The sequence below is a fragment of the Polymorphobacter sp. genome (assembly GCF_048007885.1).
Classification (GTDB): domain Bacteria; phylum Pseudomonadota; class Alphaproteobacteria; order Sphingomonadales; family Sphingomonadaceae; genus Sandarakinorhabdus.
Map to the genome: position 1 here is coordinate 2,267,457 of NZ_CP180346.1, position 13,675 is coordinate 2,281,131.

A 13,675-nucleotide genomic window follows, 5' to 3' on the forward strand; every position below is an offset into this window, starting at 1 on the left:
GGCCGGCCTTCATACAATCTGCTTAGCGAAACTTAGCTGTCACGCAACTGCTTCGAGACGTCTTCCACAGACTTTTCGTGTGTTTCAAGGCTTTCCATGTCCTGCTGCACGCCGCGCAGGATGCGGGCGGCGAATTCGCGGTGCATCAGGCCACGGGCGTGGCCGGCCTCGCGGTCGGGGGCATAGGCCTCGATGTCGGCGCGGCTGATGGTGCCTTTCTCGTCGAGCAGGCGTTCGACGGTGTCGAGCCGCTCCTTGACGACGGCGACTTCGCCGGCGACCGCCATGACGATGGAGAGCAGCCGGTCGGTGGCCGGATCATCGAAATATTTGGGGCGCGCGCCCTTGGGCTTGGCGCCGGCGCGGGCGATCCAGTCGACGCTCATGCGGCGGCCTTCCGCTTCCAGGCGCCATAGGCGTGCCAGACGGCGGCGCGGCCGAAATCCTCGGCCTCGCCCTCGACGGACGGCGGGAAGACGGTTTCATCGACGACGGCGCGGACCTTGGCTTCGAACTGGACGGCGCGGGGGAAGCCGGCCTCTTCGAGGATCTCGTGGAGATCGACGGCGTGCATCGCCGACCAGAAGGGCTCGTTGTTGTTGAAGGCGTCCCAGTCGCGCATGAACTGCTCGAAGAGCGGCATGTCGTCGGAATATTGCGGCTGTTCGAGATGGAACATCAGGCCGTCTTCGGCGAGCACGCGGTAGCCCTCGTGGATGATGCGCGGGAGCGCCTGGCCGCTGGTTTCATGCAGGAACATGGTGGTTTGCACCCAGTCGAAATGGCCATCGGGGAATTGGGGCAGGGATTCGGCATCGGCCTGGACGAAGCGGATGTTGTTGACGCCCAAGGAGCGCGCCCGGGCATGGGCATAGCGCAGCACGGGTGCTGCCGTGTCGATGGCGATGACTTCGGCATCGGGGAAGGCCATGGCGAGGGGCAGCGCTGAATGGCCGACGGTGGTGCCGATATCGAGGATGCGTTTGGGGTGCCAGCCGGGGTGTTGTTCGCGCGCCCATTTGGCCAGCGCCTGGCCGCCGCCATCGGAGAGCGCGCCCATGCCGCCGCCGGTGGTGACGAAGATGCCGCAATCATAGTTGGCGCCGGCCGAGACATCGCCGGGCTGTTCCTCGCCGTGATAGCTGCCGGGCATGCAGTGAATGTCGACGGCACGCTGATAGGGGGGGATCTTGACGGAGGGGTCGAGCTCAAGGCCCTCATAGTTGCCGCTGGCGGCGCGCGCCCGGGCGTCGAGATCGTCGATCTGGCGCAGCACGATCGAGCGGCCGTTTTGCTGGCGCATCTCCATGTTGTTGCGTTTGAGCGCGCTCCAGAAGCGGTGATAGGGGTCCTTGTTCATCGCCTTGCGGATTTCGAAGCGGTCGGCGGGTTCGCGGCCATGTTCGGCGATGAAGGCGGGCAGCACGCGCTTTTCATAGGCGAGGCGGTTGCCCGGCCCGAGGCTGCCTGCGACATGCTTGTTGAGGTTGGCGAGGAAATTGAAGCGAGCGCGCTCGTCTTGGCTGGCCTTGGGGAAGACGCCGTGGCTGGCGACCATGGAATAGGGCGGCGGGATGTCGTTTTCGATGCTCATGTCCTGCTCCTAGCACAGAGAATTGGGACGAACTTGATTTGCGTCAATCAGATCAGGCCTGACTTTACCATCCGCGCGATGACATCGTCCTGAACGCGGCGGAAATGGTCGCGTGTCGGTGTGACGGGCTGGCCGTTGTCGAGGAGGCTGTTGGCCGGCTGGACCTGGCCGGCATAGGTGGCGGCGAAAAGCTCGAGCCGCTGGCGGCTGAGATAGTTGGTCATGCCGGGCTTGCGCCGCGCCCGGCGGACCGCGCCGATGTCGATGTCGGAGAAGGCGGTGAAGGTTTCGCCCGAGTTGGATTCGGCGAGCACATTGCCCTTCCAGTCGATGATGGCGGAATTGCCGTCGGCAGACGCCAGCGGCATGGCGGTGCCGGCGATGCCGGCGGTGTTGGCGCTGATGACATAGGCGAGATTTTCAAAGGCGCGGGCCCGCCTTGCGATCTGCTTGTGGGTGAGCATGGGCGAGCCGATTTCGGACGAGCAGTGCATCAGCACTTCCGCACCGCGCAGGGCATGGGCGCGGGCGATTTCGGGGTAGAGGATCTCTTCACTGGCAATCGCCGAGAGGCGGCCGATCTCGGTGTCGGTGACGGGGAAGACGCCCTCGATGCCGTAAATGTCGAGATAGCGGTCCCAGAGATCATGGGGGGTGACGGCATACATGGAATTGAGGCGGCGGTAGCGCAGCACGACATCGCCGGAGGGCGCGACGATGAAGCTGGTCTGGAAATAGAGGCCGGGGAAATGCGGGTCGGTCTCATAGGCGTTGCCGGCGAGGAACAGGGCGAGCCGCTGGGCGACACGGCCGAGCGCGTCATATTCGGGGCCATCCGGCGCGATGGCGGCCTTGTCGGCGAAATCGGGGATGGAGATGCGGCCGGGATAGGAAGTGAAGAGATATTCGGGCAGCACGGCGAGCTTGAGCGGGCTGCCGCCATATTGCTCGATGAAGATCTTGGCTTGCAGGATTTGCGCGCCGACGCGCTCGATATGGGCGAGCATGGCGGCGCGCGCGGCGGCACGGTCTGGCGCGGGCTCGACGCTTTCGGCGCGCAGCTGCATGGCCACCGCGGCATAGACGGGGCCGGTCGCGGTTTCCGCTGGGGCAGCTTCGAGAGGGGCGGCGCTCATGGCAAGGCTGCCGGCGAGGAACAGGCGGCGATCGAGCTGCATGGGCGGACCTCCCTCATGCCGGGCCGACCGCGCCGGCGCCTTCGTGCGGCACCGCATCGCGCGCGCCCAGCGCATGGGCATCGGGATAGCGGCCGAGCAGCAGCGGCAGCAGCGCGCCGACCATGAACAGGCCGCCGCCGACGAGCAGCATGGCGTCATAATTGCCGGTGGCATCACGCACCGCGCCGTAGATGGCCGGGCTGATGGCCGAGCCGACGCCAAAGGGCATGTAGAGCATGCCGTAGATCTTGCCGTAATGGGCCATGCCGAAATAGCGGCCCGAGAGATAGGCGATGAGATCGGATTCCGCGCCGGCGGCAAAGCCGAGCAGGACGGCGCCGAGCATGAGGACGGCGAGCGGCGAGCCGCTGCCCATGACCAGCCAGCAGGAGATGGCCGGCGCGGACAGGATGGGGACGAGGACGCCGGGCGCCCAGAAGCGATCGAACAGCATGCCGGTGATGAGGCGGCCGGCGAGGATGCCCACCGCAAGCACGCTCATCACCGTGGCGCCTTCAGCGGCGGTGAAGCCGTGGAGCTTGGTGATTTCGACCATGTTGATGAAGACGCCGCCGAACGCCACCGAGACGCAGGCGATGGAGACCCAGATGACCCAGAAGCGGTACCCGCGCACGGCGGTACCGAGGTCGATGCCGAAGAGCTTGCCATCGCCGCCGGCGAGGCCGGCGGGGCGCTCATGGGCGAGCGGCTCGCGGAACAGCCAGAAGGCGAGCGGCAGCGCGACGAACAGCGGCAGCATGGCGAGCGTGGGGAAGGCGGCGCGCCAGCCCGAGCCGACGAAGGGGAAGGCGCCGTCGATGGCGAGGCGGGCGAGCTGGGGGACGACGATGCCGGCGAGGCTGGTGCCGAGCAGCAGGATGCCGAGCGCGAGGCCGCGGTTCTTGACGAACCACATGTTGATGGCGCGGCTCCAGGTGACCGGCGTGGAGCCGATGCCGACGAGGCCGCCGATGGCCCATGTCATGTACCAGGCGAGCTTGGAATCGGGGATGAAGGCGAGCAGCGAGAAGGTGAGGCCGAAGCCGAGCAGCGACAAGAGCGCGACCGGGCGGACGCCATATTTGTCGGCCCAGCCGCCATAGACGGGCGAGAGCAGGGCGGCGATGACGCCGAAAATGGTGATGCCGAGGCTGATCTCGAGGAAGCTCCAGCCGAGCTCGTCGTGCATGGGGCCGATGACGGCGGGGATGACGTTGAAGGGGATGGGCGAGGCGCCGCAGGCGACGCCGATCATGCCCGCAGCCAGAATCGGGCCGCCCTTTTTGAACTCGCTCATCTGACACTGTCCTCCCGCCGCCCCGTGCCGCGCATACAGCCATAGTGCAGCAGGACGCCGCGCCCTTCAATGAAGGGCGCGGCTATCCGGCGTGCGGCAATCAGAAGTTGCGGCGCAGGCGGAGCTGCCAGGTGCGCGGCGGGCTGATGTAGGTGACGTTGGCGAGGCTGGACTGGGCATAGGCCTTGTCGAAGCAGTTCTGGCATTCGAGGCTGACCAGCCAATTGTCATCATCGGTGCGCATCTGGAGCGCCGCGCTGACCTGCCAGAAGGACGCGGTCTGCGAGCCGGTGATGAATTCGCCGCTGAAGGGATTGGCCGGGAACACCGTGCCGCTGCCCGCCGTGGTGCTGCCGGTGAAGATGGTGCCGTTGGCGGTGCCGGTTTCGAGCGCCGACATGAACTGCGCGTTGACCGACGGCGTGATGATGATGCCGGCGGATGGCAGGGCGATGTCATAGGAGCCGCCGAAGGCCAGCGTCCAGTCCGGCGTGCGGACCGGGGTGGCGATGCCGCCATCTGCCGTGATGACGCCGGCGGCGCAGGCGGCGGCGTTGTTGGCGCCGCTGGGCGCCAGCGGCACCTGGCCGGCGGCGAGCTGGGCGAGGCAATCGGCCTGCTGGGCGCGGACCGACTGGACGCCGAAGCGGTTGGGCTCAAGGCCTTCGCGGATCTTGTACTTGTCGTCCTGATAGCCGACGTTCATGTAGAGGTTGAGGCCGCGTGTGGGCACGGCGGTGATTTCGAGCTCGACACCCTTGTTTTCATAATCGGCGAAATTCTGGGTGATGAAGCTGATCGCGCCGGTCTGCGGATCGACGAAGGCGGTGGGCGTCTGCAGATCGGAGGTGTCGAGGAAGAAGCCGGTGACGTTGACGCGCAGCCGGTTGTCGAGGAACTGCGTCTTGGCGCCGATTTCGTAGCTCCAGACGGTTTCGGGATCGAAGGGCAGCAGCGTGTTGTTGGCGGTGCCGCGCGCGTTCCAGCCGCCCGACTTGAAGCCGCGCGTGGCGCTGGCGAAGAGCAGCGTCTCGTCGTTCGGCGTCCAGTTGAGGGCGAAGCGCGGGGTCCAGAGCTTGGCGCGCTGGGTGGTGGGGATCTGGAGCGGGCCGGTGGCCAGATTGACGATCAGATTCTCGTTGCTGAGGCAGCGCGCGGGTGCGGTCGGGCCATTGCAGAAGAAGCGATTGTCGGAGATGCGGAAGGTCTTTTCCTCATCGGTGTAGCGGATGCCGGCGGTGGCCTTGAACTGGTCGGACAGGGCAAGGTCGGCCTGGACATAGCCGGCCCAGGCTTCGGTCTTGTTGTCGAGGCGGCGGTCGGCGAGGAGGAAGCTGTTGCCGAACAGATCGGCGAAGTCGGTGGCGTTCTTCTCGTTGATGTAGAAGACGCCGGTGACGAACTCGACCGCACCGTCGAACAGCTTGCCGTTGAGCTTCACTTCCTGGGTGAACTGCTTGTGGACGCCGTCATTGAGGATGGAGAAGCCGCCGCGCGCGAAGCCGGCAACAGGCGGGATCGGATTGGCGATATTGGGCAGGCCGCGGCCATCGGCGAAGTCGAGCGCGAACTTCTGGCTCATGTCGATATAGCCGGTGATGACGTTGAAGGTGAAATCGTCGGCGGCCTGCCACTCGAAATTGGAGATGTAGATCTGGGTCTCGACCTCGTTGCCGAGCGGGTAGTTGAGCTTGTCGCCGGTGGCATCGACGGCGATCGGCACGAAGGGTGGCGAGATGGCCGAGATGAGATCGATGGTGCCTGCGAACGGCGTGGTGCCGGGCGCGGGGTTCTGGCGCATGCCGGTGGTGATGAAGCGGCCGTTGCAATTGGCGGGGTTGGCCGGGTCGCAGGTGAAGTTGGCGAGGTTTTCGCCGCTGTTGCGCATGTAGGTTGCGGAGCCGTTCCAGACGAGATCGTCGGTGATCTTCATTTTGATGGCACCGCGCAGGCCGGCCATGTCGCTGTCGTTGGCGCGCTCGCCGGTGGTGGTGTTGTTCACATAGCCATCGGTGTCCTGATAATAGCCGGAGACCTTGATGGCGATGCCGGGCGAGAGCGGCAGATCGATGGAGCCGCGGATCATCTTGAGGTCATAGGCGCCGTAGGCGGCTTCGGCGAAACCGCCGATCTCGTCGCCGGGCTGCTTCATGATGACGTTGATGGCGCCGCCGGTGGTGTTGCGGCCAAACAGCGTGCCCTGCGGTCCGCGCAGCACTTCGATGCGGTCGATGTCGAAGAAGGCGAAGTTGTTGCCGTTCTGGCGCGACATGTAGATGTCGTCGATATAGGTGCCGACCGGGGGATCGAAGGTGGCGATGGTCTCGGTGTTGCCCAAGCCCCGGATATAATAGGCGTTGGCCGAGCCGAGGCCGGTATTGTTGGCGCCGAACAGATTGGGGACGAAGGCGACGAGCTGCAGCGGCGTGGCAATGCCGCGGTTGCTGAGCGTGTCGGCGGAAAAGGCGCTGATGGCGATCGGCACGGTCTGCGCGCTTTCCGAGCGGCGCTGGGCGGTGACGATGATGGTATCGACCTGATCATTGGTGGAGGGCGAGCCGGACTGCTGGTCTTGCGCGTAAGCCGCGCTGCCGAGCACCATTGCGCCGAGCGCCCCAGCGCGCAGCGTGGCCTTGAAGGTGCGTGCGAAACCGTTGTTGCTGATCATGTCTGTTCCCCTGAATTGAACCACCCGCCCGTTTCGGCTTTGACCGAAACTGTTGCGCCCATTAATTGTCTGGACAAATTGGTGACAAGCCCCTTTTTGGCAAAATGAGAAACTTCTGTGACGGAGTTGCAAAGATACCATGGTTGAGAATGCTGGCCCCGAGGCTTTTCTGGTGGTGATTGCGCGGGTGAATGACCCCGAGCGGATGAAGGCCTATTCGGCGGCGCTGGCGGCCTCGGGCCTGTATGCGCGGCATGGCGGGCGCTATGAATTCATTGGCAGCGCGGCCGAGGATCTGGAGAATTTCGACATGGGGCTGCGGCTGGTGTGTGCGCGCTTTCCGAGCCGGGCGGCGGCGCATGCCTTTTGGCATGACGTGCAGTATCAGACCGAGATCAAGCCGCTGAGGATTGGGGCAGCCGAGGTACAGGTGGCGATTTTCGAAGCGCCGCAGCCATGAGCCTGTATCCCAATCTGGTGTGGCTGCACCTGCTGCTGCTGGTGCTGTGGCTGGGCGGCGATCTGGGCGTGTTCATATTGGGCCAGCATTTTCGCAAGCGCAGCTATTCGCTGCCCGAGCGGCTGACGATTTTGAAGCTGCTGGTGATCACCGATCTGGGGCCGCGCTTTGCCTGGGCGCTGATGGTGCCGCTGTCGATCTCGCTGGTGGCGGTGGGTGGCTGGTGGCCGGACCTGCCGGGCTGGGTGGTGGCGGCTTCATGGGTGATCGGGCTGGGCTGGAGCTGGCTGGTGTGGGACGCGCATGCGCATGACATGACCCCGCGCGCGGCGCGCAACCGGCGCTATGAGGGCTGGCTGCGCTATGCGCTGGCGGTGTTTTACATTGGCCTTGGCGCGCTCAGCCTTGGCACCGGGGCGCCGCTGGCCGAGACGTGGCTGGGGCTGAAGGCGCTGATGTTCGGGGTGATCTTTGTGGCGGCGATCATGATCGACCAGACCTTCAAGCCGGTGGGGCCGCAGCTGATGGCGCTGATCGAGAAGGGATCATCCGACGCGACCGAGGTGCCGCTCAGAGCGACGATGGACGCGACGCGGCGCTGGGTGCTGGCGGTTTATGCGCTGCTGTTCGTGACCAGCTGGCTGGGGAGCGTGAAGCCTTTTTAGCGCCGCGCGGCGCGCAAATAGCGGAGCTATTTGCCGACTCGGGCGGGGCTCGGCCGGGCGGGCGGCGCGCGCTCCGGCGCGCCGAACCGCTTCGACGTCAGGACGCGGCTTTGCCGCGGCCCCCTCCGCGCGCTCGCAAGGGGCCGCGGCAAAGCCGCGTCCTGACGTCAGACGAGTTCAGTCAGCTTCGCTGCCTGCCTCGCTGGCCGAGCCGCGCGCGAGTCTCGATTTAGCTTCGCTAAATCTTGCCGCGCTGGCTATTGCCTCCCACTCCCGTTCGGCCCGCCGCCTGGCCGGCCCACGGGGCCGCCGGCGGCGCCGACAGCGCCGATGTTGCCGAAGATGTCTTCGAACAGGCCGGTTTCGCGGCCCAGCGTGGGGGTCTTGTCGTCGCTGATGTCGACGTTGGCGACCTGTTCCATGCCGCGCCGCTCGACGTTGGTGACATTGCCGTCATCATCGAAGCTGATGACCAGCAGCGACTGGTTGAGGACCTTGGGCTGGATGAAGGCATATTGGCCGGTGTTGCGCGAGAGATAATACCAGGCCTTGCCGTCGAACTGGCTGGCCAGCGTGGGGCGGCCCAGCGTGCGCTCGACCGACTGCTTGTTGTCGACGCCGGCCTGGATCGAGGTGACCAGCGTTTCATCAACGATATAGCCTTGATTGGCGACGATGCGCGAGCAGCCGCTGGCGGCAAGGGCGAGGCCGAGCGAAAGGCCGATGGTCAGGAGAGAACGGGGCATGTCGATCACCATATGGTCACAGCCAGTTGCATCCGGCGCGAAGCCCCTCAATATGCCATCGGCGCGCGAGCGCCAACCCCAAGCGCGCGCGAGCGCCGGTCCAGCGGAGCGATGAGCCAGCCATGAGCCTGTTTTCTGCCCTGAAGCGCGCCATTGGCGCGACGCCGCCCAATCTGCCGGGCACGGCGCTTTACGGCGCCATCGTGGCCGAGGCACGGCGGCCGGACTGGTATCTGGCCGGCGAGGTGCCGGACACGCTTGATGGCCGCTTCGACATGGTGGCGCTGGTGCTGAGCCTGACGCTGCTGCGTTTTGAGGGCGACAGCGACCCGCGCGCGCCGCAGACCAGCGCCGACATCACCGACCGCTTCATCAGCGATATGGACGGCAATTTGCGGCAGGACGGGGTGGGCGATCAGGTGGTGGCCAAGCATCTGGGGCGGATGATGGCGGCGCTGGGCGGGCGGCTGGGCGCCTACCGCGAGGCTGGCGATGATGACGGCAAGCTGGGCGCGGCGCTGACGCGCAACCTGTGGCGCGGGGCGGCGCCTTCACAGGATGCGCTGGCCTGGGTGGTGGCGGAGGCGCGGCGGCTGCAGGCGCGGCTGGCGGCGACGGGCTTTGCGGCGCTGGATGAAGGCGGCTGGCCGCAGATATGAGCGAAGTCGAGTTTTCAAGGCCCGTGCGGGCGCATGAGGTGGGGCAGGCGCGCAGCCACCAGATCAGCGCCGGGCCGGACGAGTGCGCGGCGCTGGCGCGGCGCTTTGACCTGCTGGCGCTGGACGGGCTGGAAGCGGTGCTGGAGCTGGCGCGCACGGCGAGCGGCATCAGGCTGACCGGGCGGATCAGGGCGAGCGGGGCGCAGGCCTGTGTGCGCACCGGCACGCCTGTGCCCTTTGCCCTTGAGGACCGGCTGGCCTTGCGGCTGGTGGAGGCGGCGCCCGAGGGCGAGGAGATTGAGCTGAGCGCCGAGGATCTGGACAGCGAGCCGCTGGCGGGCGACGTGATCGACCTTGGCGAATATGCAGCGCAAGCGCTGGCGCTGGCGCTTGACCCCTATCCGCGCAGCAAGGCGCCGGCCCCGCTGATCATCAGCGAGGAGGCGGCGCGGGCGGCGGCGAGCCCCTTTGCGGTGTTGAAGAAGGGGGACGCATGAGCGGGCCAGAAGCGACAGGGACGGCGAGCATAGAGGATTTTCTGCGGCTCGACATCCGCGCCGGGCGGGTGGTGGCGGCGGCGCCCTTTCCCGAAGCGCGCAAGCCGGCGCTGAAGCTGACCATCGATTTTGGTGAGGACGTGGGGGTGAAGCGGTCTTCGGCGCAGATCACCCAGCATTATGCGCCCGATGCGCTGGTGGGGCGGATGGTGGCGGCGGTGGTGAATTTTCCGCCGCGCCAGATCGGGCCGTTCCTCTCCGAGGTGCTGGTGCTGGGCTTTGCCGATGCGGACGGGCACATCAGGCTGGTGGTGCCGGACGGTGAGGTGGTGCCCGGCGCCCGGCTGAGCTAACGATTATAGGCGAGGCGCAGGCCGGGGCGGGGCCAGCGGCAGCGGGCGAGCTTGCCGGTGGTGGACAGCGTGACATAGGCATCCATCATGTCGGCGCCGCCAAAGGCGATGTTGGTGGAGAGCAGGTCGGGGAAGGCGAAATCTTCCTGTGCGCCGGTTTCGGGATGGACCGAGCAGATGCCGGGGCGGGCAACGAGCGTGGCCTGGGCGATGCGGCCATCGGCTTCGATGGCGAGCGAATCGAGCAGCACATGGCCGGGGAAGCTGGTGACGACGCGGCCCGGCACGGCGGCCAGCGGCGAGGGCTCGACCTGGCCGGGGCCGGTGACGGCGAAGGCGAGGATGGTGCGCTCATAGGTGGTGGCGGCATAGACGGTCTGGCCATCGGGCGAGAGGCCGACGCCGTTGAAATTGGGCCCGCGCACGGCGCAGACGACGCGGCTGCCATCGGGCAGGCCGTAGAAGAGGCCGCCGTGATCGGTGTGATGGGGGTGATGCTTGCCGAGATCGGTGAACCAGAATCCGCCGGCCTTATCGAACACGATGTCGTTGGGGCCGGAGAGCGGCACGCCCTCGACATGATCATAGAGGCGGTCGACCGTGCCGGTGCGGATATCGACGCGCTCGATGCGGCCGCCGGCATAATCGGCCGCGGCGCCGCCGGGGATGCGCAGGCCGTCCATCTCCGACCATTCGAAGCCGCCATTGTTGCAGACATAGAGCGCGCCGTCGGGGCCGATGGCGAGGCCGTTGGGGCCGCCGCCGGGCTCGGCGATGGTCAGGCGGCGGCCATCGGGGAGGATGCGGGTGATGCGGCCGAGCGCGATCTCGACGATGATGACCGAACCATCATCCATCACCACCGGGCCTTCGGGGAACGCCAGGCCTTCGGCCATGATTTCATGCGCGTGCATCACTTTCTCCCAGCTCAAGAGAGGAATGATGTCTGGGATCAGGGGCGCTCGCCAGCCACCAAAAGCGTGGGGATGACCCCCTTCCCCTGTCGTGCTCGCCGGTCTATGTTCCCGTCTCGTTCTGTTTGGAGGCGCAGGTGCCCGAGATGATGTTGGCGGCGCTGGCCGGTTTTGTGGCGGCGCTGCTGCTGGGCTGGGTGGTTTGGGGCCGTGCGCTGGCGGCGGCGCGGGCTGTGGCGGCGGACGAGCAGCAGAAGCGGGCGGGCCATGCGGTCGAGGTGTCGATGATGCAGGCGCGGCTGGGCGAGCTGGCCGGAGCGGAGGCGGAGCGCGCCCGGCTGGCGGAGGCGCTGGCGGCGCTGCAATCGACGCTGGACGCGCGGGAACGTGCGTTTGCCGAGGAGGTGACGCGCACCAGCGAGCGCTTTGAGGCGCTGGCGGCGAAGGCGCTGGAGGGCGCGCAGGCGAAGTTTCTGGAGCGGGCCCAGGCGCGGTTTACCGAGCAGGCGAGCACGTCTGAGGCCAGCCTGAAGCAGCTTTTGCAGCCGGTTTCGGAGACGCTGAAGAAATATGAGACGCGGCTGGGCGAAGTGGAGGCGGTGCGCGCCGAAAGCTATGGGCAGCTGAAGCAGCAGCTGGAGCAGGTGGTGCTGGGCCAGGCGCAGGTGAGCGGGGCGGCGGCCAAGCTGGAGACGGCGCTGCGCTCATCGGGCAAGGTGGCGGGGCGCTGGGGCGAGGAACAGTGCCGCAATGTGCTGGAGGCGGCCGGGCTTGTGGAGGGCATTGATTTCGAGGCGCAGTTCAGCGTTGACGGCGATGATGGCAACCGCCAGCGGCCCGATTTCAAGCTGATGCTCCCCGGCGACCGGGCCTTGGTGATTGATGTGAAATGCTCGGTGGACAGCTATGTGTCGGCCGCTGAAGCCGATGACCCTGAGGCGCGAGCCGGCTTTTTGAAGGCGCATGCGCGCGCGGTGCGCAGCCATGCCGACGGGCTGGCGAAGAAGGATTACGCGAGAGCCGTGGGCAATGCGGTAGAATTCGTGGTGCTGTTTGTGCCGGGCGAGAATTTTCTGGGCGCGGCGCTTGAGCAGGACCGCGGGCTGATGAATGATTTTTTCAAGAAGCAGATCGTGCTGGCCGGGCCGGTCAATCTGGTGGCGGTGGCGCGCACGGTGGCGGCGCTGCGCGATCAGGCGCGGCTGGCCAAGGAGGCGGCCGAGATCGCCCGGCTGGGGCGCGACCTTTACGATTTCGATCCGCATCATGGGCAATAATTTCGCGGCCGTGCACAAGTCGCTCGAGGGGACGGTGGGCAATTGGAACAGGTTGGTCAACCAGGCCGAGAGCCGGGTGGTGAGCCGGGCGCGGCGGTTCCGCGATCTGGGGGCGGCGACCGGGCTGGACGAGATTGTCGAGCTGCCGCAGGTGGCGGCGCTGCCGACCTTGCCGTCGTCAGCCGAACTGAAGGCGCTGCCTGAGGCGGGGGAGGATTGAAACGCGCCGATTGCTCAGCGAGGCGGCGCTGGCTAGGGTGCGCGAAACGGGAGGATTTCGATGGCAGGGGTAAACAAGGTCATTCTGGTAGGCAATCTGGGCAAGGACCCGGAGCAGCGCAGCTTTGCCAATGGCGGCTCGGTGGTGCGCTTCACGGTGGCGACGTCGGAGACGTGGCGCGACAAGCAGAGCGGCGAGCGGCGCGAGAAGACCGAGTGGCACAATGTGTCGATCTTCAACGAGAATCTGGGGAAGATCGCCACCCAGTTTCTGCGCAAGGGCTCGAAGGTCTATCTGGAAGGGAGCCTGGAGACGCGCAAGTGGCAGGACCAGCAGGGGCAGGACCGGTATACGACCGAAGTGGTGCTGAAGCCGTTTCGCGGCGAGCTGACGCTGCTGGACAGCGCGGGTGGCGGCGCTGGCGGCGGCGCGATGGGTGGTGGTCGCGACACCGCGGATTATGGCGGCGGCTATGGCTCTGCGCCGGCATCAGGCGGGGCGTCGGGGGGGCGGCCGCCGGCGTTTGACGACGACCTCAACGATGATGTGCCCTTCTAGAGCCCCGACTGCTGGGTGACCATGCAATAGAGCATGGGGAAGCTGAGGATGAAGTTGATGCGGCTGCCCATCATCGCCTTGCGGGCGGCGGCGGCCTTGGCGTCGGCATCGGCGTCCACGATGCCCAGCGCGATCTTCTGGGCGGGCCAGATGATCATCCAGACATTGGCGGCCATGATGATGCCGAGATACATGCCGGTGCCGATCAGCGCATAGCCGGGCTGGAAGGTGAGCGGATTGCCCAGCGGATAGCCGGACAGGCCGGGGACGCCGAGGCCGAGGATGAGGGTGGCCAGCGCCGACCAGCGGAACCAGAACAGCGCTTCGGGCGCGATATATTTGCTGACCGCGGGCTTCAGCTCGGCCGGCACGCGCGGCATGGTGGGGATCTGGACGAAATTGAAATAGTAGAGGAGGCCGATCCAGAGCACGCCCGCCCAGGCATGGGCGGCGCGGATCAGCCAGCCGGCCCAGACCTTGGTATCGGCTTCGATGGCGGCGCCGTGAAAGCCGAGAATGACCGCCAGCATCAGCGCGAGGCCGATGAGAACAGCACGGTTGATGTTGCCAAGCAAAGTTGCCACTGCGC

16 protein-coding genes are annotated in these 13,675 nt (G+C 66.5%); 8 read left to right on the forward strand and 8 right to left on the reverse strand.

The window, feature by feature from the left end; all coding sequences use genetic code 11:
* Positions 1–32: 32 nt before the first annotated feature.
* The 5 genes from ACMVO5_RS10915 to ACMVO5_RS10935 all read right to left on the reverse strand — a co-directional run bounded on the left by ACMVO5_RS10915 (position 33) and on the right by ACMVO5_RS10935 (position 6,737).
* Positions 33–386: a hypothetical protein gene (locus ACMVO5_RS10915; protein ID WP_416907534.1), complete on the reverse strand. Its 354-nt coding sequence runs from the start codon at positions 384–386 to the stop codon at positions 33–35.
* Positions 383–1,594, reverse strand: a complete 1,212-nt coding sequence (locus ACMVO5_RS10920) for a class I SAM-dependent methyltransferase (protein ID WP_416907535.1) — start codon at positions 1,592–1,594, stop codon at positions 383–385. Before ACMVO5_RS10920 ends, ACMVO5_RS10915 begins: the two co-directional genes overlap by 4 nt.
* Before the next feature lie 47 nt (positions 1,595–1,641).
* A complete protein-coding gene (locus ACMVO5_RS10925) occupies positions 1,642–2,772 on the reverse strand; it encodes a nitrilase-related carbon-nitrogen hydrolase (RefSeq protein WP_416907536.1) in 1,131 nt (376 codons plus the stop codon).
* A gap of 13 nt (positions 2,773–2,785) precedes the next feature.
* Positions 2,786–4,069: an MFS transporter gene (locus ACMVO5_RS10930; RefSeq protein WP_416907537.1), complete on the reverse strand. Its 1,284-nt coding sequence runs from the start codon at positions 4,067–4,069 to the stop codon at positions 2,786–2,788.
* A 100-nt stretch (positions 4,070–4,169) separates the two neighbouring features.
* The gene (locus ACMVO5_RS10935) at positions 4,170–6,737 is read right to left on the reverse strand and encodes a TonB-dependent receptor (protein ID WP_416907538.1); all 2,568 of its coding nucleotides are present in this window, start codon (positions 6,735–6,737) and stop codon (positions 4,170–4,172) included.
* A gap of 139 nt (positions 6,738–6,876) precedes the next feature.
* Between ACMVO5_RS10935 and ACMVO5_RS10940 the strand changes: the two genes are divergently transcribed.
* Together ACMVO5_RS10940 and ACMVO5_RS10945 are read left to right on the forward strand one after the other, a co-directional pair.
* On the forward strand, positions 6,877–7,197 hold the full coding sequence (locus ACMVO5_RS10940; RefSeq protein WP_416907539.1) for a DUF1330 domain-containing protein: 321 nt from the start codon (positions 6,877–6,879) through the stop codon (positions 7,195–7,197).
* Complete coding sequence (locus ACMVO5_RS10945; RefSeq protein ID WP_416907540.1) at positions 7,194–7,862, forward strand: hypothetical protein; 669 nt, start codon at positions 7,194–7,196, stop codon at positions 7,860–7,862. The genes ACMVO5_RS10940 and ACMVO5_RS10945 overlap by 4 nt, the downstream gene beginning before the upstream one ends.
* Positions 7,863–8,119: 257 nt before the next feature.
* Here ACMVO5_RS10945 and ACMVO5_RS10950 read toward each other — a convergent pair whose 3' ends face one another.
* Positions 8,120–8,608, reverse strand: coding sequence for an outer membrane protein assembly factor BamE (locus ACMVO5_RS10950; RefSeq protein WP_416907541.1), 489 nt, complete (start codon positions 8,606–8,608; stop codon positions 8,120–8,122).
* Positions 8,609–8,730: 122 nt separating this feature from the next.
* Here ACMVO5_RS10950 and ACMVO5_RS10955 point away from each other — a divergent pair, with 122 nt between their 5' ends.
* Genes ACMVO5_RS10955 through ACMVO5_RS10965 form a run of 3 tightly spaced genes read left to right on the forward strand, consistent with a single transcriptional unit; the run spans position 8,731 to position 10,117 of the window.
* Complete coding sequence (locus tag ACMVO5_RS10955; protein WP_416907542.1) at positions 8,731–9,267, forward strand: ubiquinol-cytochrome C chaperone family protein; 537 nt, start codon at positions 8,731–8,733, stop codon at positions 9,265–9,267.
* On the forward strand, positions 9,264–9,764 hold the full coding sequence (locus ACMVO5_RS10960; RefSeq protein WP_416907543.1) for a YceD family protein: 501 nt from the start codon (positions 9,264–9,266) through the stop codon (positions 9,762–9,764). The genes ACMVO5_RS10955 and ACMVO5_RS10960 overlap by 4 nt, the downstream gene beginning before the upstream one ends.
* A complete protein-coding gene (locus tag ACMVO5_RS10965) occupies positions 9,761–10,117 on the forward strand; it encodes a tRNA-binding protein (RefSeq protein ID WP_416907544.1) in 357 nt (118 codons plus the stop codon). The genes ACMVO5_RS10960 and ACMVO5_RS10965 overlap by 4 nt, the downstream gene beginning before the upstream one ends.
* On the opposite strand, the gene ACMVO5_RS10970 is transcribed toward ACMVO5_RS10965, so the two are convergent.
* Positions 10,114–11,031: an SMP-30/gluconolactonase/LRE family protein gene (locus ACMVO5_RS10970; protein WP_416907545.1), complete on the reverse strand. Its 918-nt coding sequence runs from the start codon at positions 11,029–11,031 to the stop codon at positions 10,114–10,116. The genes ACMVO5_RS10965 and ACMVO5_RS10970 overlap by 4 nt on opposite strands.
* Before the next feature lie 146 nt (positions 11,032–11,177).
* Here ACMVO5_RS10970 and ACMVO5_RS10975 point away from each other — a divergent pair, with 146 nt between their 5' ends.
* Genes ACMVO5_RS10975 through ssb form a run of 3 tightly spaced genes read left to right on the forward strand, consistent with a single transcriptional unit; the run spans position 11,178 to position 13,086 of the window.
* The gene (locus ACMVO5_RS10975) at positions 11,178–12,308 is read left to right on the forward strand and encodes a DNA recombination protein RmuC (protein ID WP_416909362.1); all 1,131 of its coding nucleotides are present in this window, start codon (positions 11,178–11,180) and stop codon (positions 12,306–12,308) included.
* Positions 12,298–12,528: a hypothetical protein gene (locus tag ACMVO5_RS10980; RefSeq protein WP_416907546.1), complete on the forward strand. Its 231-nt coding sequence runs from the start codon at positions 12,298–12,300 to the stop codon at positions 12,526–12,528. Before ACMVO5_RS10975 ends, ACMVO5_RS10980 begins: the two co-directional genes overlap by 11 nt.
* Before the next feature lie 60 nt (positions 12,529–12,588).
* Complete coding sequence (gene ssb / locus ACMVO5_RS10985; RefSeq protein WP_416907547.1) at positions 12,589–13,086, forward strand: single-stranded DNA-binding protein; 498 nt, start codon at positions 12,589–12,591, stop codon at positions 13,084–13,086.
* Here the strand turns inward: ssb and ACMVO5_RS10990 are convergent.
* A complete protein-coding gene (locus tag ACMVO5_RS10990) occupies positions 13,083–13,670 on the reverse strand; it encodes a urate hydroxylase PuuD (RefSeq protein WP_416907548.1) in 588 nt (195 codons plus the stop codon). The genes ssb and ACMVO5_RS10990 overlap by 4 nt on opposite strands.
* Positions 13,671–13,675: the final 5 nt, after the last annotated feature.

What these genes read in the sequence shown, in the direction of transcription:
- ACMVO5_RS10965 (WP_416907544.1), top strand. Translation starts at nt 9,761, where the DNA reads ATGAGCGGGCCAGAAGCGACAGGGACGGCGAGCATAGAGGATTTTCTG.
- ACMVO5_RS10935 (WP_416907538.1), bottom strand. Translation starts at nt 6,737, where the DNA reads ATGATCAGCAACAACGGTTTCGCACGCACCTTCAAGGCCACGCTGCGC.
- ACMVO5_RS10915 (WP_416907534.1), bottom strand. Translation starts at nt 386, where the DNA reads ATGAGCGTCGACTGGATCGCCCGCGCCGGCGCCAAGCCCAAGGGCGCG.
- ACMVO5_RS10940 (WP_416907539.1), top strand. Translation starts at nt 6,877, where the DNA reads ATGGTTGAGAATGCTGGCCCCGAGGCTTTTCTGGTGGTGATTGCGCGG.
- ACMVO5_RS10975 (WP_416909362.1), top strand. Translation starts at nt 11,178, where the DNA reads ATGATGTTGGCGGCGCTGGCCGGTTTTGTGGCGGCGCTGCTGCTGGGC.
- ACMVO5_RS10980 (WP_416907546.1), top strand. Translation starts at nt 12,298, where the DNA reads ATGGGCAATAATTTCGCGGCCGTGCACAAGTCGCTCGAGGGGACGGTG.
- ACMVO5_RS10945 (WP_416907540.1), top strand. Translation starts at nt 7,194, where the DNA reads ATGAGCCTGTATCCCAATCTGGTGTGGCTGCACCTGCTGCTGCTGGTG.
- ACMVO5_RS10920 (WP_416907535.1), bottom strand. Translation starts at nt 1,594, where the DNA reads ATGAGCATCGAAAACGACATCCCGCCGCCCTATTCCATGGTCGCCAGC.
- ACMVO5_RS10970 (WP_416907545.1), bottom strand. Translation starts at nt 11,031, where the DNA reads ATGCACGCGCATGAAATCATGGCCGAAGGCCTGGCGTTCCCCGAAGGC.
- ssb (WP_416907547.1), top strand. Translation starts at nt 12,589, where the DNA reads ATGGCAGGGGTAAACAAGGTCATTCTGGTAGGCAATCTGGGCAAGGAC.
- ACMVO5_RS10955 (WP_416907542.1), top strand. Translation starts at nt 8,731, where the DNA reads ATGAGCCTGTTTTCTGCCCTGAAGCGCGCCATTGGCGCGACGCCGCCC.
- ACMVO5_RS10925 (WP_416907536.1), bottom strand. Translation starts at nt 2,772, where the DNA reads ATGCAGCTCGATCGCCGCCTGTTCCTCGCCGGCAGCCTTGCCATGAGC.
- ACMVO5_RS10950 (WP_416907541.1), bottom strand. Translation starts at nt 8,608, where the DNA reads ATGCCCCGTTCTCTCCTGACCATCGGCCTTTCGCTCGGCCTCGCCCTT.
- ACMVO5_RS10960 (WP_416907543.1), top strand. Translation starts at nt 9,264, where the DNA reads ATGAGCGAAGTCGAGTTTTCAAGGCCCGTGCGGGCGCATGAGGTGGGG.
- ACMVO5_RS10930 (WP_416907537.1), bottom strand. Translation starts at nt 4,069, where the DNA reads ATGAGCGAGTTCAAAAAGGGCGGCCCGATTCTGGCTGCGGGCATGATC.